General features: G+C 36.4%; 21 protein-coding genes, 16 tRNA genes and 2 rRNA genes. 3 read left to right on the plus strand and 36 right to left on the minus strand.

Annotated features, from left to right (window positions below):
* Positions 1 to 4: 4 nt before the first annotated feature.
* Complete coding sequence (locus tag ACQKP0_RS02005) at positions 5 to 499, minus strand: cation:proton antiporter regulatory subunit (protein WP_427404132.1); 495 nt, start codon at positions 497 to 499, stop codon at positions 5 to 7.
* Between the two features lie 47 nt (positions 500 to 546).
* Positions 547 to 1,095: a tyrosine-type recombinase/integrase gene (locus ACQKP0_RS02010; protein WP_427404133.1), complete on the minus strand. Its 549-nt coding sequence runs from the start codon at positions 1,093 to 1,095 to the stop codon at positions 547 to 549.
* A 400-nt stretch (positions 1,096 to 1,495) separates the two neighbouring features.
* Between ACQKP0_RS02010 and ACQKP0_RS02015 the strand changes: the two genes are divergently transcribed.
* Entirely contained in the window at positions 1,496 to 1,981 is a 486-nt protein-coding gene (locus tag ACQKP0_RS02015) for a cation:proton antiporter regulatory subunit (protein ID WP_427404134.1), read from the plus strand.
* 184 nt (positions 1,982 to 2,165) lie between these two features.
* Here ACQKP0_RS02015 and ACQKP0_RS02020 read toward each other — a convergent pair whose 3' ends face one another.
* The 5 genes from ACQKP0_RS02020 to ACQKP0_RS02040 all read right to left on the minus strand — a co-directional run bounded on the left by ACQKP0_RS02020 (position 2,166) and on the right by ACQKP0_RS02040 (position 7,924).
* Positions 2,166 to 3,098: an ABC transporter ATP-binding protein gene (locus ACQKP0_RS02020; protein ID WP_427404135.1), complete on the minus strand. Its 933-nt coding sequence runs from the start codon at positions 3,096 to 3,098 to the stop codon at positions 2,166 to 2,168.
* 2 nt (positions 3,099 to 3,100) lie between these two features.
* On the minus strand, positions 3,101 to 4,162 hold the full coding sequence (locus ACQKP0_RS02025) for an ABC transporter ATP-binding protein (protein WP_427404136.1): 1,062 nt from the start codon (positions 4,160 to 4,162) through the stop codon (positions 3,101 to 3,103).
* 17 nt (positions 4,163 to 4,179) lie between these two features.
* Positions 4,180 to 5,199 carry an oligopeptide ABC transporter permease gene (gene opp3C, locus ACQKP0_RS02030; RefSeq protein WP_427404137.1) on the minus strand — a complete coding sequence of 340 codons (1,020 nt, stop codon included), beginning with the start codon at positions 5,197 to 5,199 and terminating at the stop codon, positions 4,180 to 4,182.
* On the minus strand, positions 5,199 to 6,128 hold the full coding sequence (opp3b, locus tag ACQKP0_RS02035; protein ID WP_427404138.1) for an oligopeptide ABC transporter permease: 930 nt from the start codon (positions 6,126 to 6,128) through the stop codon (positions 5,199 to 5,201). Before opp3b ends, opp3C begins: the two co-directional genes overlap by 1 nt.
* A gap of 125 nt (positions 6,129 to 6,253) precedes the next feature.
* On the minus strand, positions 6,254 to 7,924 hold the full coding sequence (locus ACQKP0_RS02040; protein WP_427404139.1) for a peptide ABC transporter substrate-binding protein: 1,671 nt from the start codon (positions 7,922 to 7,924) through the stop codon (positions 6,254 to 6,256).
* Positions 7,925 to 8,261: 337 nt separating this feature from the next.
* Between ACQKP0_RS02040 and ACQKP0_RS02045 the strand changes: the two genes are divergently transcribed.
* Entirely contained in the window at positions 8,262 to 8,597 is a 336-nt protein-coding gene (locus ACQKP0_RS02045) for a DUF3899 domain-containing protein (RefSeq protein ID WP_427404140.1), read from the plus strand.
* Positions 8,598 to 8,707: 110 nt separating this feature from the next.
* Here ACQKP0_RS02045 and ACQKP0_RS02050 read toward each other — a convergent pair whose 3' ends face one another.
* The 5 genes from ACQKP0_RS02050 to ACQKP0_RS02070 all read right to left on the minus strand — a co-directional run bounded on the left by ACQKP0_RS02050 (position 8,708) and on the right by ACQKP0_RS02070 (position 14,350).
* Complete coding sequence (locus ACQKP0_RS02050; RefSeq protein ID WP_427404141.1) at positions 8,708 to 10,066, minus strand: Nramp family divalent metal transporter; 1,359 nt, start codon at positions 10,064 to 10,066, stop codon at positions 8,708 to 8,710.
* Between the two features lie 507 nt (positions 10,067 to 10,573).
* Entirely contained in the window at positions 10,574 to 12,028 is a 1,455-nt protein-coding gene (gene nagE / locus ACQKP0_RS02055) for an N-acetylglucosamine-specific PTS transporter subunit IIBC (RefSeq protein WP_427404142.1), read from the minus strand.
* A 301-nt stretch (positions 12,029 to 12,329) separates the two neighbouring features.
* Positions 12,330 to 13,148 (minus strand): PRD domain-containing protein, encoded by an 819-nt coding sequence (locus ACQKP0_RS02060; protein ID WP_427404143.1) that lies wholly within the window; start codon positions 13,146 to 13,148, stop codon positions 12,330 to 12,332.
* A gap of 199 nt (positions 13,149 to 13,347) precedes the next feature.
* On the minus strand, positions 13,348 to 13,848 hold the full coding sequence (locus ACQKP0_RS02065) for a PTS sugar transporter subunit IIA (protein WP_427404144.1): 501 nt from the start codon (positions 13,846 to 13,848) through the stop codon (positions 13,348 to 13,350).
* Between the two features lie 247 nt (positions 13,849 to 14,095).
* Positions 14,096 to 14,350 (minus strand): DUF3949 domain-containing protein, encoded by a 255-nt coding sequence (locus ACQKP0_RS02070; RefSeq protein WP_427404145.1) that lies wholly within the window; start codon positions 14,348 to 14,350, stop codon positions 14,096 to 14,098.
* Positions 14,351 to 14,621: 271 nt separating this feature from the next.
* Here ACQKP0_RS02070 and ACQKP0_RS02075 point away from each other — a divergent pair, with 271 nt between their 5' ends.
* Positions 14,622 to 14,819 carry a hypothetical protein gene (locus tag ACQKP0_RS02075; protein ID WP_427404146.1) on the plus strand — a complete coding sequence of 66 codons (198 nt, stop codon included), beginning with the start codon at positions 14,622 to 14,624 and terminating at the stop codon, positions 14,817 to 14,819.
* Between the two features lie 354 nt (positions 14,820 to 15,173).
* Here ACQKP0_RS02075 and ACQKP0_RS02080 read toward each other — a convergent pair whose 3' ends face one another.
* From ACQKP0_RS02080 to ACQKP0_RS02195, 24 genes are all read right to left on the minus strand, one after another.
* Entirely contained in the window at positions 15,174 to 15,386 is a 213-nt protein-coding gene (locus tag ACQKP0_RS02080) for a gamma-type small acid-soluble spore protein (protein ID WP_427404147.1), read from the minus strand.
* Positions 15,387 to 15,510: 124 nt separating this feature from the next.
* The gene (locus ACQKP0_RS02085; RefSeq protein ID WP_427404148.1) at positions 15,511 to 15,894 is read right to left on the minus strand and encodes a RidA family protein; all 384 of its coding nucleotides are present in this window, start codon (positions 15,892 to 15,894) and stop codon (positions 15,511 to 15,513) included.
* 44 nt (positions 15,895 to 15,938) lie between these two features.
* Positions 15,939 to 17,162, minus strand: a complete 1,224-nt coding sequence (locus ACQKP0_RS02090) for an MFS transporter (protein WP_427404149.1) — start codon at positions 17,160 to 17,162, stop codon at positions 15,939 to 15,941.
* A 156-nt stretch (positions 17,163 to 17,318) separates the two neighbouring features.
* A complete protein-coding gene (locus tag ACQKP0_RS02095; RefSeq protein ID WP_427404150.1) occupies positions 17,319 to 17,918 on the minus strand; it encodes a TetR/AcrR family transcriptional regulator in 600 nt (199 codons plus the stop codon).
* A gap of 399 nt (positions 17,919 to 18,317) precedes the next feature.
* Positions 18,318 to 19,190, minus strand: a complete 873-nt coding sequence (locus ACQKP0_RS02100) for a class I SAM-dependent methyltransferase (protein ID WP_427404151.1) — start codon at positions 19,188 to 19,190, stop codon at positions 18,318 to 18,320.
* Positions 19,183 to 19,851, minus strand: a complete 669-nt coding sequence (locus ACQKP0_RS02105; protein WP_427404152.1) for an HAD hydrolase-like protein — start codon at positions 19,849 to 19,851, stop codon at positions 19,183 to 19,185. Before ACQKP0_RS02105 ends, ACQKP0_RS02100 begins: the two co-directional genes overlap by 8 nt.
* 660 nt (positions 19,852 to 20,511) lie before the next feature.
* Positions 20,512 to 20,585, minus strand: a tRNA-Ile gene (locus ACQKP0_RS02110).
* An 11-nt stretch (positions 20,586 to 20,596) separates the two neighbouring features.
* A tRNA-Gly gene (locus ACQKP0_RS02115) sits at positions 20,597 to 20,670 on the minus strand.
* Positions 20,671 to 20,686: 16 nt separating this feature from the next.
* Positions 20,687 to 20,760: transfer RNA gene (locus tag ACQKP0_RS02120), tRNA-Trp, on the minus strand.
* 4 nt (positions 20,761 to 20,764) lie between these two features.
* A tRNA-Tyr gene (locus tag ACQKP0_RS02125) sits at positions 20,765 to 20,849 on the minus strand.
* Between the two features lie 32 nt (positions 20,850 to 20,881).
* Positions 20,882 to 20,958 (minus strand) — tRNA-Asp (locus ACQKP0_RS02130).
* A 9-nt stretch (positions 20,959 to 20,967) separates the two neighbouring features.
* A tRNA-Ser gene (locus ACQKP0_RS02135) sits at positions 20,968 to 21,060 on the minus strand.
* Between the two features lie 8 nt (positions 21,061 to 21,068).
* A tRNA-Ile gene (locus ACQKP0_RS02140) sits at positions 21,069 to 21,142 on the minus strand.
* 19 nt (positions 21,143 to 21,161) lie between these two features.
* Positions 21,162 to 21,235, minus strand: a tRNA-Met gene (locus ACQKP0_RS02145).
* Between the two features lie 13 nt (positions 21,236 to 21,248).
* Positions 21,249 to 21,321 (minus strand) — tRNA-Ala (locus tag ACQKP0_RS02150).
* A 22-nt stretch (positions 21,322 to 21,343) separates the two neighbouring features.
* Positions 21,344 to 21,420, minus strand: a tRNA-Pro gene (locus ACQKP0_RS02155).
* Between the two features lie 7 nt (positions 21,421 to 21,427).
* A tRNA-Arg gene (locus tag ACQKP0_RS02160) sits at positions 21,428 to 21,504 on the minus strand.
* Between the two features lie 17 nt (positions 21,505 to 21,521).
* Positions 21,522 to 21,610, minus strand: a tRNA-Leu gene (locus ACQKP0_RS02165).
* 9 nt (positions 21,611 to 21,619) lie between these two features.
* Positions 21,620 to 21,694, minus strand: a tRNA-Gly gene (locus ACQKP0_RS02170).
* A 36-nt stretch (positions 21,695 to 21,730) separates the two neighbouring features.
* Positions 21,731 to 21,803: transfer RNA gene (locus ACQKP0_RS02175), tRNA-Lys, on the minus strand.
* A 178-nt stretch (positions 21,804 to 21,981) separates the two neighbouring features.
* Positions 21,982 to 22,057 (minus strand) — tRNA-Val (locus tag ACQKP0_RS02180).
* Between the two features lie 24 nt (positions 22,058 to 22,081).
* Positions 22,082 to 22,156: transfer RNA gene (locus ACQKP0_RS02185), tRNA-Glu, on the minus strand.
* A gap of 43 nt (positions 22,157 to 22,199) precedes the next feature.
* Positions 22,200 to 22,316 (minus strand): 5S ribosomal RNA (gene rrf, locus ACQKP0_RS02190).
* Between the two features lie 201 nt (positions 22,317 to 22,517).
* Positions 22,518 to 22,649 (minus strand): 23S ribosomal RNA (locus tag ACQKP0_RS02195); the annotation flags it as partial.

Below are 22,649 nucleotides of genomic sequence, written 5' to 3' on the forward strand. Positions count from 1 at the left end.
ACTATCACCTCGCATTGGACAACACTTCGCTTATTAACTTTTTCAACTCTTTTCTTTCACCTGAAAGAACGAGTGTATCCCCTTCATCAATCACAGATTCAGGGCCAGGATTTAGCAGCTTCTTCATATTTCTTTTTAATATAGCAATAACAGTCACATTATATTTTTTTCTAATGCCTAATGCTCCGATCGTTTGTCGAATGGCAGGTGCAGATGGTTCTACTTTAAACCACTCAATTACTAATCCATCAAAAGCCATCTCAATCGTCTCTAAAGCTTGTGGTTTGTAGATCATCCCGCCTAATATAGCTGCTAGATTCCTTGCTTCAGAATCATTTAAAGTTACATTCGAAATGCTTTCTTCATGATTATTTTCATCATAATAGTACATTTCTCTCCGACCATCATCATGAATGATAATCACAATTTTTTCATCATTTCTAGTTACTATCTCAAATTTTCTTCCAATTCCCGGCAGTTCACTCTCCCTAATATTCAAGGTAATTCCTCCCTTATATGTTTGTAACAGATTAAGGGATTAGATGCTCATAGGTTCACATCAATTTCTGTTTGAATCATTTCGTCTTTTCCAATTCCAAGATATTTGCGCGTTTCAGAAGGAGTAGAATGGTGAAACAACTTTTGAAGCAGAGAAATAGCTACACCTCGTTTATATGCATGATAGCCAAAAGTTTTTCGCATTGAATTGGTTCCAATCTTCCCTTGGATACCAACTGCCACTGCAGCATCATGAATAATTCGATAGGCTTGCTGTCGTGTAATAGGCTTTTTTGTTTTAGCAGATTGAAATAAATAGGCTTCCCTTTCTAACTGTTTCGTGTGGATGTAGTGTAGAAGGGCATTCTTTACATTAGCATTGAGATAGACTTCTTTATCAGAGCAGACATAAAAATTCTCAATCTGGTCATCGTCATCCAATACGTCTTCCACCTTTATTTCCAGTATTTCAGTAATTTTTAAGCCTGTATTTATTCCAAAAACAAAAAGGACATAATCTCGTTCTGAATGCTTTTTTAAATATCTTTTCATTGCGTTGATTTGTTTAATATCCCTAAGAGCCTCAACATATTCCATTAAAAAAATCTCCTTAATCAATGTTACTTAATCATATTATATCATAGTGTTATGTAATATTATAATAATATTTTTTGACAATTCTGTTTCAATTACAATAATCATTTTTTATTTTTCAAAAGGCTATTTTCGCAGAGAATGTTGCTTTTCGGAAAGGATTTTCAGTCTAGAATAATTTTTGGGACGTGCTCTTTTCCTATATAATAAAGTCTTTCATTCAAACGGGAAGATAAATTAGTATCGTAAAAATCCTAATACCGATTTTTACTTAATTTAAAAACAACAATGTTTGCGAAAAGAGCCTTTCAAAAAGTCCTTTGAAACTTTATTCGCTTTTCGCTAGTATTAGATATAAAATATAAACAAATTCAACCATTTCCATACGAAGGAGCGAACCCTATTGAATATCCGTGAATGTGAACTCCCAGGAATCGGAAAGAAGTTTGAAATGACAACAAAGGAACAGGACAAAATTGCTGTTGTTGTCCACAACGATGGGCGAAGAGAGATGTATCATTTTGACTCAAAAAATGATGAGGAATGTGATTTTAGTATCACTTTAAATGATGAAGAGGCTAGACAATTATCCGCCATTCTAGGTGGAATCATTTATAAACCACGGGAGATAGAAAAAGTCGAAGTAGCTTTTGACGAATTAGTTTTCGAATGGTACAAGGTTGACTCAGGTGCCAGCATCATCGATAAATCTATTGGAGAACTAAATATAAGACAAAATTACGGTGTGAGCATTATTGCTATTATTAGACAAAATCATGAAAAACTTTTAAATCCCAGAGCAGATATAATAGTAAGAAAAGGGGATACACTTGTCATCTCTGGAGAAAGGAATGACATACAGACAATCATTACTAAGCTATTAAGCTAACAAAAACGGTGTCAGGCACCGCTTATGGACTTTTCGCTTATTTTTCCACCCCATGTGGACACTCCCTATGTTCTTATGGAAAACTATTCCTTTTTGTCCACCGTGGATGGAAAAAAACATTAAATGTCCACGGACGGTGCCTGACACCGCAAAAATGCTGCCTCATTCAAGGCAGCATTTTGTGTTATTTATATTGTGCTTGATATTGCTTTAATTCTTTCTCTGAGCAGTAAACAAAGTGACCGGGTACAACTTCACGCATTTTTACTTCTTCACCTTGTGCGTATTGATGCATATTGGGATCATACGTTTTCCGTACACGAGTACGCTCGTAATCTGGATCTGGAAGAGGGATCGCAGATAGTAATGATTGTGTATACGGATGTAATGGATTGTTGTATAAATCATCAGCTGGCGCCAGCTCCACTAATTTTCCAAAATACATGACCCCAATACGATCACTAATATATTTAACCATTGATAAATCATGAGCGATAAATAAATAGGTTAAGCCTTTTTCCTTCTGAAGCTTTTTCATTAAATTAACAACCTGAGCTTGAATGGAAACATCCAGAGCTGAGATTGGCTCATCGGCAATAATGAATTCAGGTTTTACAGCGAGTGCTCGAGCTATTCCGATTCTTTGTCTTTGCCCACCAGAAAATTCATGTGGATAACGGTTTGCATGCTCTCGGTTTAACCCAACTGTTTCAAGGAGGTTCTCAACCATTTCCATTCTCTCTTTCGGCGATTTGGCTAAACCATGAATATCAATTCCTTCAGCAATAATATCTGCAACCTTAGTACGCGGGTTCAATGATGCATATGGATCCTGAAAGATCATTTGCATTTTTTGGTGGAATTTCTTCAATTCAGCTTTAGACTTTTTTGCATGAACATTTTCGCCTTGATATAGCACTTCACCGTCTGTAGCGTTATATAATCGAATAATCGTACGACCTGTCGTTGACTTCCCACATCCTGATTCACCTACGAGACCCAGTGTTTCACCTTTATAGATATCAAAGGAAATATCATCTATCGCACGCACTTCGTTTGATGTTCCTTTATTAAAGTATTGTTTTAAATTTTTAATCTCTAATAGTTTTTCTGCCATTGTTATTTCGCCTCCTTATTCGGAGCAGCATGTTTATTAGCATTAAATTTATGCATTCTTTTCTTAACCGCCTCAGGTGGTTCCACTTTCGGTGCGTCTGGATGAAGCAGCCATGTCGCAGCATAATGTGTTTCCGAAACTTTAAACATTGGCGGTTCCTTTTCATAATCTATTTTCAACGCATAAGGGTTACGTGGAGCAAATGCATCTCCCTTAGGCGGATTTAACAAGTCCGGAGGTGTTCCTGGTATCGCATATAATTCTTCTTCCGTTGCATCGAGACTAGGCATAGAACTGATTAAGCCCCATGTATATGGATGCTTTGGATTGTAAAAAATTTCATCGACCGTTCCTACTTCAACAATTTTTCCGCCGTACATCACCGCTACACGATCTGCTACATTAGCAACAACACCTAAATCATGCGTAATAAAAATAATGGATGTATCAACTTTCTTTTGCAGTTCTTTCATTAAATCAAGTATCTGTCCTTGAATCGTTACATCTAGAGCAGTCGTTGGTTCATCGGCAATTAACACTTTCGGATTACAAGCTAATGCAATCGCAATAACAACACGTTGTCTCATCCCGCCAGAAAATTGATGTGGATATTGTTTCATCCGAGATTCCGGTTTTGGAATACCTACTAACTTTAATAAGTTAATAGCACGCTTTCTTGCTTCTTCTTTTCCAAGATTTTGGTGCTTTAAAAGTGGTTCCATAATTTGTTTTCCGATTGTCATTGTTGGGTTCAATGATGTCATCGGATCTTGGAAGATCATCGAAATATCTTTCCCACGAATTTTTTGCATTTGTTTTTCTGAAGCTTTTGTAATATCTATTCCATTAAAAAGAATTTGCCCAGATTTAATTTCTGAATTACTAGTCGGCAATAATCTCATAATAGATTTCGTTGTTACCGATTTTCCTGAACCTGATTCCCCTACAATCGCTAGTGTTTCCCCCTCATATAAATCAAAGTTAACACCGCGAATGGCTTGTACTTCTCCAGCAAATGTATGAAAGGAAATATTAAGATCCTTCACTTCTAACATCTTTTTCATGTTCTTCACCTCACTTTTTAATCACGCATTTTCGGATCAAATGCATCACGAAGTCCGTCTCCAATTAAATTACATGAAACTAAAATAATACAGATAACAAGACAAGGAATAACCATTAAATGAGGTAAAAACTGGAATGTTTTATATCCATCTTCAATTAATGTCCCTAAAGATGCATCTGGCGCTTGTAAACCAATTCCGATGAAGCTTAGAAATGCTTCAAAAAAGATCGCACTAGGAATCGTAAACATTGTGTTGATAATGATTACCCCTGATAAGTTTGGCAATAAATGTTTAAATAAAATCCTAGTATTAGATGCCCCTAAAGTTTTAGAAGCCATGACATACTCTTGACTTTTTAGCTTTAATACCTGTCCACGTACGACGCGAGCCATCCCAATCCATCCCGTGATAACCATAGCGATGGTAATCGATAGAATTCCCGGTTTCATGATTAATAACATGAGAATAACTACAATTAAATTTGGTATTCCAGAGATGACCTCTAATATACGTTGCATGATATTGTCCACTTGTCCGCCTTTATATCCAGAAATTAATCCGTATGTTACTCCAATGATCATATCAATGATCGCTGCTAAAAAGGCGATATATAAGGAAACCCTCGTTCCAAGCCAAACCCTTGAAAATAAATCACGACCAAGTCCATCTGTACCAAACCAATAATAATCTTTTATATGCTGTTCTTTATAAACATTGGTTTCCACGCCACCAATTTTTTGGCTTCCATCGAAAATCCCCAATTTCTCTAGCCCAGGAATTCTTGGAGGAAGATTAGCCCTTGATGTATTTTGAAAAGTTGGGCTGTAATGTGATAGGTGTGGACCAATAATCGCCATTATAATAATCAATACTAAAAGGACTAAACTTATAATCGCCCCTTTATTCTTTCTAACCCGAAGCCATGCATCTTTCGCAAAAGAAAGCTGTGGTTTTGATATAACCTCACTTTCACCATGATTCATTGGAGCGGGTTCAAACTGTTCTTTTGGAATTTTTTCCACAATCTCTGTCATCATTTTTTCCCTCCCGCTACACGAATTCTTGGATCAATAATTCCATAAAGAATATCTACGATTAAAATAATTACTGTTAATAGAAAAGCAAAGAAAATCGTAGTCCCCATAATAATCGGGAAGTCATTAGTTGTTATTGATTTAACAAACTGCTCACCAATTCCAGGAATCGCGAAGATTTGTTCAACGACCATCGAACCTGTCATTAAACTTACTGCCATAGGTCCTAATACCGTGATTAACGGAATTAGTGCATTTCTGACAGCATGTTTAAAAGATATTTCCATTCTTGAATTCCCTTTTGCTTTTGCTAGTGTAATATAATCTGAACTTAGTACCTCGATCAGCTCTGTCCTCATAAAACGAGCAGCTGTTGCGATAGGGAAAATAGCCAATGCAATGGTAGGCAATATAGATGAGGCAAAACTATCCCATGAGGCAACTGGAAGCCATTGTAATTTCACCCCAATGATATATTGTAGTAAGGCAGCAAATACGAATGAAGGAATCGATTTTCCTAATACCGCTAGAAAAGTACTTCCATAATCAATCCACGTATTTTGAAACATTGCTGCTAGTACTCCTAACAGGATTCCAATAATCGTACCTACAAACATTGCTTGAAATCCTAATTGAAGAGATGGCCCCATTCGATTGATTAATAATTTTGTAACTGGCTGATTATCAAATTGAAATGACACGCCTAAGTCACCTTTTAAAATATTCACCATATACTTTCCGTATTGAACCGGAATTGGGTCATTTAAACCGTATTTTTCTTCCAGAATGATTTTCTGTTCATCAGATAACTTCTCTTCCGCTCGAAACGGCGTACCAGGCAAAAATTTCATCAAGAAAAAGGTAAATGATGAAATAATAAATAACGTGATAATTAAATACATTATCCGTTTTGAAATATATTTCGCCATTCAATCCGCCTCCTAATCACAAATAATTTTAAATTTTCTACCATAATGTATAAAAGGAGAAAGAGAGTATTCTTATTTAAAAAATACTCTCTTTTTTTGGTAGACTATCTTTTTATTGAATGACCTTATTTTTGAATATAAGTGTTTTTCAATGTATAGTCAGGCCCAAATAAATGCTCTTCAAAATTTTTCACGTAAGGTTTTGTTAAAGTTAAGTGACCTCTTTGATAAATTGGCGCAATAACTGCATCTTCTTGAATTAAAATCTTTTCAGCCTCTAATTCTGCTGCCCAATGTTTTGCAGGGTCATTTGCATATTTCACTTTTGCATCATCGATCAATTGGTCATATTTTTTATTGGAGTAGCCAGTTTTATTGTTACCGCCATTAGTAACAAATAGATCAAGGTATGTCATTGCATCTAGGTAATCTGCTCCCCAACCAGCCATTTGAATATCATAATCTTGTTTGTCTTGTTTTTGAAGACGGATTTTAAATGGAACATTTGTTAAATTTAAAGTCAAACCAGGTAAATTTCTTTTCAATTGATCTTGGAAGAATTCACTTGACTTTTTCGCATTTTCAGTATCATCACTTAATAATTCAAGAGTTAAGCTTTTCACACCTAATTCTTTTAATCCTTTTTCCCAATACTCTTTTGCTTTTGCTGGATCATAAGTTAGTAAGTCTCCACTTACATCACGGAAATCCTTTCCGCTAGCAGGATCTTTTGCAACACCCTTTGGAACTAAACCATTGCTTGGGAATGATCCATTAGCTAAAACTGTGTCAGTATAAGCTTTTTTGTCAAAGGCCATTGCAAGTCCTTTACGAATATTTTCATTCGCTAAAGGAGTTTTCTTTCCATCACGCACTTGGTTAAATTTCAAATACCAAGAGCTTGATTCAGTGCTTTTCACTGCATCTTTATCATTTTGATATTGTTTTGCATATTCAGCACTTAAACGTGCTGTTTGGTCAACTTTACCAGTTTGGTATAAGTTAAGCGCTGTATTTGGTGTTTTTGCCACTTGTACATTTACTTCGTTTAATTTCACATTCGCTTTATCATAATAATTATCATTTTTCACATATTTCCAAGTTAAGCCTGTTCCATCCCAATTTGTTAATTTAAATGGACCATTTGCTAACATGTTGTCACTATTTGTTCCGAATTTATCGCCTTTTTCTTTCACGAATTTTTCGTTAAGCGGAAGAAAAGTACCAAATGCTAATAAAGAATCAAGATACGGAACAGGATGTTCTAATGTTACTTCTAATGTGTAATCATCAACTGCTTTTGCACCTAGATCTTCAGGTTTTGCTTTTCCATTCATGATTGCGGTTGCATTTTTGATTACATCTGAAAACATGTAAGCATATTGTGCACCAGTTTTAGGATCTACAGCTCTTTGCCAAGAGAAAACAAAGTCTTTCGCTGTTACAGGGTCACCATTAGACCATTTTGCATCCTTCCGTAATTTAAATGTATATACAATACCATCTTTACTTACATCTGGTTGTCCATCTGCAATTGCAGGAACAGGTACATCTTTATCATTTAATGTATAAAGACCTTCCATAGTTTGTCCAAATACAATGAAGCTTGCAGAATCTGTTGCTAAAGTTGGATCTCCAGTTGGAATTTCCGCAGTTTCGAGCATATTAAAAACTTGTTCGTTTTTAGCATTGCCTTTGCTTGAAGCTCCTTTATCAGTGCTTGTACCACAAGCAGATAGGGCTAATGAAAGCGATAAGGCAATTGCAGTAAATAGATAAAATTTCGACTTTTTCATATACTTACCACCCTTATTTTTTTTTAGAAAAAGAATTTTTAGAAAAGCTTTTCTTTTAACATTATAATAATATTTTTTTAATTTGTACATTATTTTAATAAACCATTTTTTTCTTATTAATGACTTAATTTTGGACAAAATTACATTATTTCTCTGTTTCACACTATTCTGAAATAGGTATTGATTCTAAAATAACCATAAATTATAATATATTAAAATAATTTCTAACTTGCATAAAAATATCCACGAATAATATTATTCGCAATAAACTAAAACTATTTATTTATGTTTTAAACTGCTATATAATTTTTCTTACATGTTTATAGGGGCTGATGATATGTTTAAGAAATATACAATATGGTTTATTGCTTCCCAAATATTTGTTTTTTTATTATCGTTTATTGTTTATCACTCCATTGATCTTTTATCATATATTAATGTTTCTTTTGTAGTAGGTTTTCTTTTACTATTGCTATCCTTAACAGGGTATATTATTAATCGAGGATTTTTCGATATCGTTTTTTCTAGTTTTCAGAACATTTTTAGCCGTATGACTGATAGCGACCGACGGAAATTATCAGAGTTGATTCCTTTGAAGTATCACTTACCCTTTTTTACAGCAATTTTTATGTTGTTGGTCATGTTTTGCGCGTTGCTTGGTTATTATTTTTAACGTTGAAATAGATTGTCCTAAAACACTTCTAAAACAAAAAACTCATCCGAAGATAAACTTCGGATGAGCTTTTTTCTTTTTTCATATCAATTTGTTCGCAATTTAAATTATTAACCTAATTCATGACCTGTAACAATAATATAACCGACCAAGAAAACATTTAATACGATGATGACACCTGTACAAATCCATGCTAGAACTTTTATCCACGTGCGATTTGCAAACTCTCCCATTTTCTTTTTGTCACTTGTAAATACTACAAGCGGAACGACCGCAAATGGAAGCTGCAAGCTTAGTATAACCTGACTCCATAAAAGCAGTTCACCTGTTCCTCTTGAACCTGCTATCCAAGTAACAATAAATGCTGGTACAACGGCAATTAATCGAGTAATGAGACGGCGAAGCCATGGCGCTATTCTTAAGTTCATAAATCCTTCCATAACGATTTGCCCTGCCAAAGTTCCAGTAATCGTAGAGTTTTGACCAGAAGCAAGTAACGCAACAGCAAATAATGTACTTGCAATCCCTACGCCTACAGTCGGGCTTAACATCTCATAAGCACCTTCAATTTCAGATACATCCAAACCTGTACCATGAAAGGCAGCCGCACCGAGAATTAATATGGCGGAGTTAATTAGGAATGCAACAGTTAATGAAAGAGCTGAATCCCATAAAGAAAATTTAAGTGCCTCTTTCTTTCCTTTCTTATCTCTCTTATATTGCCGCGTTTGTACGATGGATGAGTGTAAATATAGATTATGCGGCATAACAGTTGCCCCTAAAATACCTAAAGAAATAAACAACATTTCTGGATTTGTTACAATTTCAGCCTTAGGAACATAGCCTCCTAATAAAGCCGATATTTCCGGTTTGGAAACAATTACTTCAAAGGCAAAAACAACAAAAATTGTCGTCATCAATACGATTACTATCGATTCGATAATTCTGAATCCTTTTTGTTGAAGTACTAACAACAGCAGTACATCAAGGGTTGTAATTAAGATTCCGAGTAATAACGGAATACCAAATAATAAGTTCAATGCGATAGCCGATCCAATGACCTCTGCCAAATCAGTGGCAATGATAGCAAGTTCGGATAAAATCCAAAGGCAAAATGCTGTTTTCTTCCCTGTTGCATCTCTTGTGGCTTGTGCCAGATCTCTCCCTGTCACAACTCCAAGTTTTGCTGATAAAGCTTGAAGCAAAATAGCTATTAAATTGGAAATTAAAATAACAGACAATAACGTATAACCGAAACGTGCGCCACCAGCAATGGAAGTAGCCCAGTTACCCGGATCAACATAACCAACAGCAACCAATGATCCTGGTCCGACGAAAGCAAGAAATTTCCGCCAAGTGCTTGCATTGTTTGGAATTTTAACGGTGTTATTCACTTCTTCCAAACTCACATTTGAACTTGGCCTTAGCCATCCACGAGCTTCATTTGTTCGTTCAACTTGAGTATTCATAATAAAGCCTCCTAACAATTGTACAAGAGAAATTTATTTTCCTTAGTGCAAAAAATGAGTTAAAAAAAGTAAATGTTATTTGTATGTAATGATAATATCACGGTTTTTTTTCCTTGTAAACAACTTTTTCCTTTATACAACTTTTTAACAATAAGTAAAAATACTACCCAATATATTGCAGTATCTGAAAGATCAAAAATGTTCAATAGGTATCTAACAATCGGTTTTTAACATTATATTTTGCCTGTTGATAAAAGGTGTTTGTCTTCAATAAATTGTTGATATTACATCAACAGTTTATTACTAATTCACCTCAAAAATGTTCAAATGATGTACTAAGCGTTAAGATTTTTTCTAATCTTTTAATGTAATGATCTTATGAAAAAATATTCGAACAAGCGAGAACTGTCCCAATGATTTTCGTTTTTGACTTAAGAATGATCTATGTCCCCTCATAAAAAATTAGAGTGCAAAATCCAGATGGATTTCACACCCTAAAGAAAATGATTAATTATTGTTCCTTATTTTCTCAACTTCATCTGCTACGAACTGTACTGATGTTCCGACAATGACTTGAATACTGTTTGGTCCAACAATTTTAATTCCTGGTACACCTGTGGATTTAATTTTATTTTGATCGACTGCCTTCATATCTTTCACTTCTACTCTTAAACGAGTAATACAGTTATCAACAGAAGTCACATTCGCGTCTCCGCCTAATCCTTCATAGATTTTAGCTGCCATTCTAGCAAATTTACTTTTTCCATCAATAGCATTTTCCGCTCCACCCGCATCCAACTCATCATCATCTCCCCTACCAGGAGTAGCCAAATTAAATTTCACAATAATAAATCGGAATAAGAAGTAGTAAATAACCGCAAACACAAGTCCTTGAACAATTAACATATATGGTTTATTTGCGATTGGTATTTTTAAACTTAAGAAAAAGTCAATGAATCCAGCACTAAAGCCAAAGCCAGCGGTCCAGTGGAATAGAGCTGCAATTGTTAACGAGAGACCTGTCAAGAATGCGTGCACTAAATATAGTGCTGGTGCCGCAAACATGAAAGCAAATTCTATTGGTTCAGTTACCCCTGTAAAAAATGCCGCGAAACCGGCAGCCAACATCAATGCTGCAACTTGTTTTTTCTGCTTTGTTTTTGCCGTATGATACATTGCAAGCGCCGCAGCTGGCAAACCAAACATCATCACTGGGAAGAATCCAGCCTGATACATCCCCGTAATTCCTTTTGTCCCTTTACTTGCCCAGAAATTACGTATATCATCGATTCCAGCAACATCAAACCAGAATACAGAGTTTAATGCATGGTGCAATCCGGTTGGAATTAATAAACGATTAAAGAAGCCATAAATTCCTGCCCCTACCGGTCCTAATTTACTAATTGCTTCACCAAAAGAAACTAATCCGGTATACACTACAGGCCAAACAAAGAACAGAATAACAGATACGACTATCATCGAAACCGCTGTCATAATTGGAACGAGTCGTTTTCCACTAAAGAAGGCTAATGCATCTGGCAATTGAACCTTACTGAATCGATTGTACATATTCGATGCAACTAGACCGGATATAATACCAATGAAGGCATTCCCAATTTTTTCAAATGCAGGACTAACCGCTTCTACATCAATCCCCTTTAGCATTGCCACAGTATCAGTTGATAATAATGTAGTGACAACCAAATATGCTACTAACCCACTTAAGGCTGCTGCACCATCTTTCACTTTTGACATACCAAATGCTAACCCAACTGCAAATAAGACAGGTAAATTATCTAAAATAGATTTTCCCGCACTTATGAAAAAGGCTGCAACTGGATTGCCTCCGCCCCAGCCTTCATGGTCTATCCAATAACCAATCCCCATCAAAATCGCTGCGGCTGGTAATACCGCTACTGGGAGCATTAGAGATTTACCCATTCTTTGAAGATATTTCATCATTATAAACATTCCCCCCTATTAAACTTCCGAATAAAATTCATAATTTTCGGAATATTAAACTTACAACTCCACCTTGATTTCTGTTCTTTTGTAATTAATATCCAATTTCTCTTGGGGTTATCTGTCTAATCGTCAACCCCATAATACTGTAGCATTAAATAATGAGGAAAAATAAAATAGCAACACTAATAAAAACTATTACCAAAACACTTCTTTCACATATACCGCGGAAAGCTTGACTACAACTACATATACTTACAATTTCCCTTTGTTAGTCTCTCACCCCCTTTAAGTGTTACAACTATGACTTTCTTAATCTTTCAATATGAAGTGTTATGTATCCCAATTCATGATTCGGCAAAATAAATCCATATGTTGCAGATAATTTCTTTGAAACCTCTATAGCACAACCGTATGAAAGAGGAAACTTTTTTTTAATCATCCCCAGCATCTCATCATCCATTGTGTGAAGCTCATTTTGATTAATCCTTGTAAGAGCAAATCTTAGATGAGTAATCAACCGGTGGTATGATATATCATCTTCTTTTACGGTAATATTTAAAAAATCTGTTATTGTTTGAACAATATCTCTAATAATTGTTGTCTGTATCACTGTTTGACGCAGATTGCCTCCATGAACCTTCATCGTATGAATATGGAGTGCAATATATGCCGCTTCATCGACAGGTAATTCAATATTACATTTTTCTTTAATATGCCTGATAGCCCAGAGACCGATTTCAAATTCCTTCATATATAGAATCTTGATTTCATGTAGCAGCTTGTTTTTTAATTGAATGCCTTCCCTTTCCCTCTCGATAGCAAACGATAGATGATCAGTCAGAGCAATATGAATATGCTCATTAAGCTTTGTACCAATATATTCTTCAGCATAAGTAATAATTTCTTCAGAGATGATAAAATGTTCTTCCGGAATTCGATTCAGAAGCTGTTGAAGCTTTTCATTTTCCTTCATGACAAATAGCTTTTCAATTTTATTGATGTTCACCACATCATTTTTCTTTTTACCGAAAGCAATTCCTGCTCCAATTGCAATTCTTTCCTGCTGGTCATCTAATACGACTACAGCATTATTATTAAGAATCTTTGTTATTTTCATCAGAAGCATCTCCTCGTTTTTCACTATATAATCGTGTTCAAAAAGGGCGGACAAAAAGAGCCGAGAAGATCGTATAAGCGCGAGCCTCTGAGCACACAGAGCGTATGCTTTTAATACGTGAGGAGCGGAGCAGCAAACTGACGAATACATTCGACAGCTATTTTCCCGGACTTTTTGAAACCTTTATAAATACAGTGTATCACTTAGCAGAAGATGTCATAATAACTGTTTTTCCTTGAATGCCTTCCTTATCCCCTGTCATAATATACTGTTTATTTCCTTCAAGACTATTAGTAATCACAATTGGTGTGACAGTGCTTTTGGCATGTACTTGAATATAATCCCAATCAACTTCGATTAACAACTGCCCAGCAGAAACTTTGTCTCCATTATTAACTGCAACTTTAAAACCTTCTCCTTTTAAAGAAACGGTTTCCAAGCCAACATGAATAAGAATTTCAGATCCATCCTTAGCAAGAATCCCTACCGCATGCTTAGTAGGTGCTACTTGAATAATTGTCCCGTCAACAGGAGCGTGAATATTCCCCTTTGTAGGGATTACTGCAACTCCTTCCCCCATCATCTTTTGACTGAAAACGGGATCTGGAACCTCTTCAATCGGAATAATTTCCCCATTCACTGGTGCATATATTTGTAATTCTTCTTTTTCTTTTTCTTTTTTAAATAGATTGAATAGCATTCTAAAGACTCCTTTATGATTGTTACTATAATACTATTTCCTATAACTTATATACCTAATTTTTAGTTTTAGGACATAAAAAAGGCATGGGGGTACAACAAAAGGAAATAAACTCCCTTCTATTTACCACCATGCCTGATCGTATCAGTAACATGTGATTCAATATGAATTTATAGGTTAATGTTAACAGGTTATTCAAAAAAAAACAACTGAAAGCGATAACATTTTTACAAAGAAACTTGTTGAACTACTGGTTCCTGCGATGACGAAGTTTATAAATAAGCATAGCGATTAGGCTTGAAGGCATATTCATGATATTTCCTTGAAGATTAAAATGCATTTGTTCCTTTTCAAAACTCATGTTTTCATATAATTCATTGTGAGTAAGATTAGATGTCTTTTTCAAATCCTTCATTGAGGAAATATAATTGTACTGAAAAGGAATCATGACCAAACAGTAAATCACATAGACCGAAATGATAATGATAAATGCGATATCCATATTATCCCTCCTTCAAAGAACATGATTTATAATAAGTATACCGCAAAAAAGAGGGAAAGTTTTGATTATTTTTTACTTTTTTCTATATAAAGTTACCTAGGTCCCTTTAACAATATTCAACCCTTAAATGTTTTAGAAAAATAATGAACGAATACAGATTAATTATTGTCACTCATTTTCTCATCATCATAATATACAGTAAGACCGTTAGCCAATAGCTTTTAAGGTCAGGCTGCAAGAAAGTCACTTTTAAAACGAGGAGGTGATATGAATGAGTAAAATTACAGGTCTTTGGCTTGGTTGGTTAGGGATTATAGCAGCAATTGTCGGATTTTTCTACGCCCCTTATTGGTTAGGTGGTATTGCTGTGGTCCTAGGTTTAGTCACTTTTGCTTCTCCACAAAAGATTGTGGCTTGGGGAGCAGTGATTCTCGGAGCTATTGCCATATTAATAGAAGTATTTTATTAGCAGCTTTAGACCAAAAAAATCATTACACCTAGTTCGCTGTTTACTCATTATCAAAATGATTGAACAGTAACAGTTACTTGTCTTTTATTCCTAAATATAAATGTATATTTGTTTATTTATTTTAGCTTCCTTACTTTTCTACTTCATTCAATTTAATTAGGAATGAGAATGCTTTTGCTATTTAATGCTGTTTGAATTCCATATTTTCTATTTACCTAAAAAAGGAAGGCTTTTTTGAGCCTTCCTTTTTGGCGATTCTGCTTTTAAGTATCACAGTTAACACATATTCTAAAGAAATTGAGATTAGTTTTTTCAAGAAAATAAAAGGAAAGTGCTTAAAATGGCTTCATTTTGTCACTCTTTAGTGGTTTTCACCGATTGCTGATTTCTCCTTTTTACATCTTCTGGATTAGTATCACTATAGATCGATGTACCATGTCCCCCTGTTGTTTTAGCCAACCATTCTTTTACTTCAATATAAGACATCCCGGATTGTGCATTTAATCTTTTCACTTCATCAATGTTTGTTCCTGCAACAGTAAATACGGCATTGTTTTCCTCTTTCATAATGAAACCTCCATTTCGTTTCCCGTTATTTTCTCTCCAAAAGAAATTTTTTAATCAGGCTAAGCTATAGCAAAATGAATAAAGAGCCTTTTCTTTTAAGAAATAGGCTCCTTACCATTTATATCTAGTTAGGTCTTTTGACAATCATTTCAATTTCAACTTCTGCACCAAGGGGGAGTGCCAGAACAGCTACAGTAGTCCTGGCAGGAAAAGGTTCAGTAAACTGCATTTTATATACCTCATTCATTGCAGAAAAATTATTCATATCTGTTAAATACACATTTACTTTTACCACATCATCAGGCGTAAGGTTAGCTGCTTCTAATACTTTGAATAAATTTATAAAGCACTGCTTCGTTTGCTCTCCTACATCACCTTTTATTAGTTCTTGTGTAGCTGGGTTAATGGGGGTTTGACCTGATAAATATACTAATTCTCCTGAATCAACTGCATGTGAATATGGCCCAATTGCTGCTGCATCCTTTGCATGATATGCCTTTCTAGACATCATGATCCTCCTCGTTTAGTAAGTTTTTAGTAGGTTTATCCATATTATACTGTTGAATTCCCCTTTGGTTTCATACTTGTCGGTTGTCTACCGCTCCGTCCCGCTTGTAATGATAAAATAAAGCAAATGAAAAGGACGAGGAAAGCAGAAACATACGGATAATTTATGTTTAAGTCAAATAGAAAACCCGCTATAATAGGACCTGCGATATTTCCAAGACTTGTAAAAGCCGAATTCAACCCTGCCACATATCCTTGCTGATCATGTGCCATTTTTGACATTAGTGTCCCAACTGCCGGACGCATAATATCGATGGATAAAAAAACAATAAAGGTTACAACAATAATCATAAAGTACGTGTGCACAAATAGTGTCAATAATACAAACAGACTTGCAATAACTAAACAGAAAGAGATAACATTTTTCTCACCAAATCGATTTAATAGCCATCCGAATATAGTAACCTGTACGACTGCACCTGCAATAGAACCAAACGTTATGATGAATGCAATGTCTTTCGGTGTAAAACTAAATTTATGATCCACAAACAAACCGAAGACTGTTTCATAATTGGCTAAACCGAAGGACATAACAAACACAATAATTAAACTTAAAAAATACGGCTCTCGATATGAATACAGAAGCTGTTTCATCAGACTTTGTTTTTTCACTTGAATCTCTTTGTCCGTCACTGGCTCTTTAGCTGTAAATGATTCGGGTAAAACAAATAGTGTAATCAATGCTGCAATCGCACCAGCTACCGCAGCTGCATAAAATGGAGCACGAATTCCAAATTCAGCTATGAAGCCTCCAATTCCTGGCCCAATAATGAAGCCCGTTGTTATTGATGCATTAATAAATCCCATCCCTTTTGCTCTTTCTTTTGTTGAAGTGACATCTGCCGTATATGCCATAACAGCGGGCATAATAAGCGCTGCACCAATCCCGCCTAGCATTCTTGATGCAAAAAGAAAGACAGGAGAACTTGCCATTCCAAATATCAACTCAGAAACAGCAAAAATAACCATTCCATAAACAATGATCTTTTTCCTTCCAAGTGTATCCGATAATCTTCCTGCAAATGGAGAAAACAATAATTGTGTTAATGAAAATGCTGCAACTAACAATCCTACAATGCTTCCATTTATATGAAGCTCTATCATATAAGTTGGCATTATTGGAATCACTAGACCTATTCCAGTAAAAATCAAAAATATATTTAACATGAGAAGCAGTATCGCTCCCCTATTTCTTAACAATAGTGACATATAAACCTCCAAATACCTTCAGTATATAATTTAAGGATACAGAACCACTTCGAATTTAAAAATACTGAACGTTCATTCTATATTATAGGCAAAAGAAGGATTACATAAATAAACAGCTTCTTAACGATTAGCTGATATTCAGCAATCCAATAATCCTTAATTAGAGTCCTTTGCAATCCCATATAGAAACACTTTAATAGCTAAGTGGTAGAGCTTAAGTGCTTCCTCTAAACTAGTACTTCGAGACATCTGACCAAGTCCCATCCATAAACTTTCTAGAACAACAGCAAGGCTTTCTACATTTTCTCTTTTGAATTCACCGCTATCAATCCCTTGCTGAAGCAAATGTTGATTAAATCTCAGATGCCCTTTTACCATTTCCGCGATACGCTCTTCAATTTCATTTGTTTTTTCTTCATTATTGAAGAACTCATCAGCAGCTTTAGTCAAAGGATGATTTAAGTCTTCAAGAGCCATCTGCTCCGCCATCCCAAACAATTTATCAGTTGTCGTATGGTAGAGTGGCTCTTTTTGTTCCCATTTTTGCACCCATTCTCGATCCCATTCATCTAATAAATATAAAAATAGGCCTTCTTTGCTTTTAAAATGATAATAAATATTCCCTTTACTGCTTCCTGTTGCCTCAACAATCTCTTCGATAGATGTTGCCTTATATCCCTTCTGCACAAACAGGGCCCTTGCAGCATCAGCAACCCGCTTTTTGGTCTGCTCACTTTGCAATTGCTTTTTATTCACACAAATCTACTCCGATCCAATCGAAAATCTATGCACACATTCATAATTAATACTGAACGTTCATTCTATATCCTAACAAAAACTGCAATCTTTTTCAACTGCAGAGACTTTGATTTTATTACCGAAATAAGGCTTTGATTAAAATACTAAATAGTTCCGATAATGTGGAGAAAAACTTAAGAACATATCATACGGACATTTAGTCCGTTATTTTTATTAAATGACCATAATTTAAGGGCTAAGCGGACACTGGGTACGCTATTTATGGAAAAATACAAGGAAACTACTGTCTTAATACTAAATAACGGAACCTATGTCCGAAAATATAATAAATTAACCCATTTTGTCATAAATAACGGAACAGGTGTCCGCCGAAGATTAATTAAATACAAAAAAGTTCTATTTTTTTACCGTACCAAAAGTGATCTTCATATTTGGCGCATAGGTCAAGGAGGAGGAAGGAGAAAATAGTTTAGATAAATATAGCTGTGAATCATATTGATTTTTCGCTTCAGAAAATGTGGCTCCCCTTTCCATTAAACGGTTGATAAATTCAGTTTCTTCTCCAGGTACTTCACCAAAGCCATCCATTTTTAATGATTCGTACAGTTTAAGGTTCGTATCATCATTTGAATCAAGGAAATTGACTTTATCACTTACCCTGCATTGAACACCTTTAACCCCCAGTTCACTTAAATAGATGGGTAATTTAATGCCGATGTTTCCATCTTTTCCATCCCTTTTTGTATCTTGTTCATATAATTTTTGAAGAAAGCCTAAAGGAATCAATTTTGATTGGTCTTCGTTGTTAATATAATAGGAAGACATAGTAGAAATCCAATGTGGTTCGAAACAGATGATTTTTCCGCCATCCTTCACACGGCTAATCATTGATTGCAATATATGTATCGGATCATTCACATGCAATAAAAAAGCATGACAAAGAGCAATATCATATTCTTCTTCTAAATTAATCGTGTTAATATCCGCTTGAATAAACCGAGATTGATAGGGGAGATTTTGAAAAAGTTCTTCTGCATTACGGATTAATTGCTCCCCCATGTCAATTCCTGTATAGCTACTTCCATGTGGTAGCAAAGGCAATAACTTTAACCCTAAATATCCATATCCACAGCCATAATCAACCATGCTCACAGGTTTATCAATCTTCCAAACTGATTTCACTAAAAACTCAAGATAATCGTCGTTATAATATAAATCTCTTGTTCGGGTTAAATACTCCAACTTATCATCCCAGTAATATTTATTCAATTTGAAAGGCTCCTTCTTCTAATATACTTTTTAATTCCGAAATATCGTTTATTATTCTATCTGCGTGTTGTAATTCCTCGGCTTGAGCAAAATCAAAATTACATCCTATCGATAGTAGCCCATTTGATTTAGCTGCACGGATATCAGAAATTCGATCACCTACTAAAGCTCCACCTGTTATATTATATTTTTGTACCAAGATACGAACTAATTCAGCTTTATCTTGAGATTCAATCTGCTGAATACTGTAAACATCGGTCAGCCATTGATTTAATTTGTAATACTCTACAATTGCACTCAAATATTCCGGTAGACCATTACTAGCAACAAATATGGTGTATCCATTGCTTTTTAAATAGGCAAAAGTTTCTGTCACATTTGGATAGAGCTCTCCATTCCCTTTATAAATATTATCGATTAGTTTAGCATGAAAGAAATCATTTGCCATTATTCGAACATCATTTGAATAATTAGGTAATAAGTTCTCCCAAACCACCGGCAAAGGAACCCCCATTATTTCACGGTATTTTTCAATCGGTGTCTCCCCTTCCCATCCCTCCTTTACTCTTAAGTACTCAAATGTCTCTGAAAGTGATATTTCTAATATTTTATTTGTTTGAAAAAGAGTTCCATCCATATCAAAGATAATTGATTTTGTCATTGTATCTCACCATTCTAGTTATTATATTTTACATTGAACAAGGTATTTTTAAATTGCAAAGACACGCTGTCATAAGGATAGTGGCATACTCAAAATTGACCCCGTCCTATTTATATACTACATAGACTGAGACATATCCTTGATTAATTTTTCGATAAATATGTTTTTACTACATTCCTAAAAGAAAAAAAGGATCTAGTGGTAATCAAAGCGATGCTTGGATCACAATGAATCCCCAAATCTGAAAAAAATGGCCCTCTGAAAGAAATGGTCCTCAGTTCTAAGAAATTGGTCCACATTTTTATAAAAATGATCCGCAGATCCAGAGAAATGGTCCCTAAATCCGAAATAAAGATCCCTTCTGAAGGAAACGGTCCACAGTACTAAGAACTTGATCCACATTCTGATAAAAATGGTCCACAGAACCGGAGATATGGTCCACAATTCCGAAATAATGTTCCCTTCTAAATGAAATAATCCCCTAGTAACCAAAGTAGAACTATATATTCATTGAGAAGAAAATAATAAATCATACTTTCCTCAGTGGCTAGTTTTTAACCTTGTGGGATTTTCCGCTGCCGCTAGAAGTAAACTGTTTCGTTAAACAATAAAAAACTAGCTAAATAAAAATAGCTAGTTTAGAAACGTATATTTTATTAATGGGCCTAAATGGACTCGAACCATCGACCTCACGCTTATCAGGCGTGCGCTCTAACCAGCTGAGCTATAGGCCCTTTATGTAATTTGGAGCGGGTGATGGGAATCGAACCCACGACAACAGCTTGGAAGGCTGTAGTTTTACCACTAAACTACACCCGCATGTTTAATATTATATTGGCAGGGGTAGTAGGAATCGAACCCACATCAAAGGTTTTGGAGACCTTCGTTTTACCATTAAACTATACCCCTAAAATGGTGGAGGGGGACGGATTCGAACCGCCGAACCCTGAGGGAGCGGATTTACAGTCCGCCGCGTTTAGCCACTTCGCTACCCCTCCATCTTATTAAGCTATATAATTTTTTAGTTTAATGGCGGTCCGGACGGGACTCGAACCCGCGACCTCCTGCGTGACAGGCAGGCATTCTAACCAGCTGAACTACCGGACCATTATTATATGGCGGAGGAAGAGGGATTCGAACCCCCGCGCGGTTTAACCCGCCTGTCGGTTTTCAAGACCGATCCCTTCAGCCAGACTTGGGTATTCCTCCGTTTTAAATGGACCCTGTAGGACTCGAACCTACGACCGGACGGTTATGAGCCGTCTGCTCTAACCAGCTGAGCTAAGGGTCCATTATCATATTAATTAAGATAGCGGCGGAGGGGATCGAACCCCCGACCTTACGGGTATGAACCGTACGCTCTAGCCAGCTGAGCTACACCGCCATGATTTTAAAAATGGAGCCTAGCGGGATCGAACCGCTGACCTCCTGCGTGCAAAGCAGGCGCTCTCCCAGCTGAGCTAAGGCCCCATAATACTATATAAACTAGAACTGGTCGGGAAGACAGGATTCGAACCTGCGACCCCATGGTCCCAAACCATGTGCTCTACCAAGCTGAGCTACTTCCCGAAAAATATGGCGCGCCCGAGAGGAGTCGAACCCCTAACCTTTTGATCCGTAGTCAAACGCTCTATCCAATTGAGCTACGGGCGCATAATATTGAAAAACGTTGGTGCCGAGGACCGGAATCGAACCGGTACGGTAGTCACCTACCGCAGGATTTTAAGTCCTGTGCGTCTGCCAGTTCCGCCACCCCGGCAAGGGTATCTGGAGCGGAAGACGGGATTCGAACCCGCGACCCCCACCTTGGCAAGGTGGTGTTCTACCACTGAACTACTTCCGCAATTATAGCAAGTTTTTTTACTTAAGAAAACTTTTATGAGCCATGAAGGACTCGAACCTTCGACCCTCTGATTAAAAGTCAGATGCTCTACCAACTGAGCTAATGGCTCGTAATAAGATAATATTTATTATTTAAAAATCTACCTAACTTTGTGCATCTACGACGTCCCAATCTCAGGAGGCTTATTCAAGATGCGGCTCGATTGGTACGCTGATGTTTTGCTCCGCAGCTTACTCGATCGTGCTCTACCAACTGAGCTAATGGCTCGTAATAAAAAATAAAATGAATGGTGGAGGATGACGGGATCGAACCGCCGACCCCCTGCTTGTAAGGCAGGTGCTCTCCCAGCTGAGCTAATCCTCCAACAAATGAATTTATGTAATAAAATGGTGACCCGTACGGGATTCGAACCCGTGTTACCGCCGTGAAAGGGCGGTGTCTTAACCGCTTGACCAACGGGCCAATCTATATAATCAGACAAAATAATAGCCCCAATAGGGGCGTAGCCTGGCAACGTCCTACTCTTGCAGGGGGAGAGCCCCCAACTACCATCGGCGCTGAGAAGCTTAACTTCCGTGTTCGGGATGGGAACGGGTGTGACCTTCTCGCCATAGTTACCAGACTTGTATTTAGTTAAGGGATTGTTCCCTCAAAACTAGATATAGGAGAAATAACGGTTCATAAACCTTGAATCTATTTGTCTAGTTCCGGGCGCTATCGGCTCGCGTCGCTTCAGTCTGCCGTGGAAGGTTTGAAATACAACCTTCCTCGTCAGCCCTCCAGCGAGTTTCGCCGATTAGCAAGCGCCCTCCACTTTTCGTTTTTGGTTAAGTCCTCGACCGATTAGTATTCGTCAGCTCCATGTGTCGCCACACTTCCACCTCGAACCTATCTACCTGATCATCTTTCAGGGGTCTTACTTAGATAAACTAAGGGAAATCTCATCTTGAGGGGG

It is taken from the genome of Heyndrickxia sp. NPDC080065 (assembly GCF_050281185.1).
Classification (GTDB): domain Bacteria; phylum Bacillota; class Bacilli; order Bacillales; family Bacillaceae_C; genus Heyndrickxia.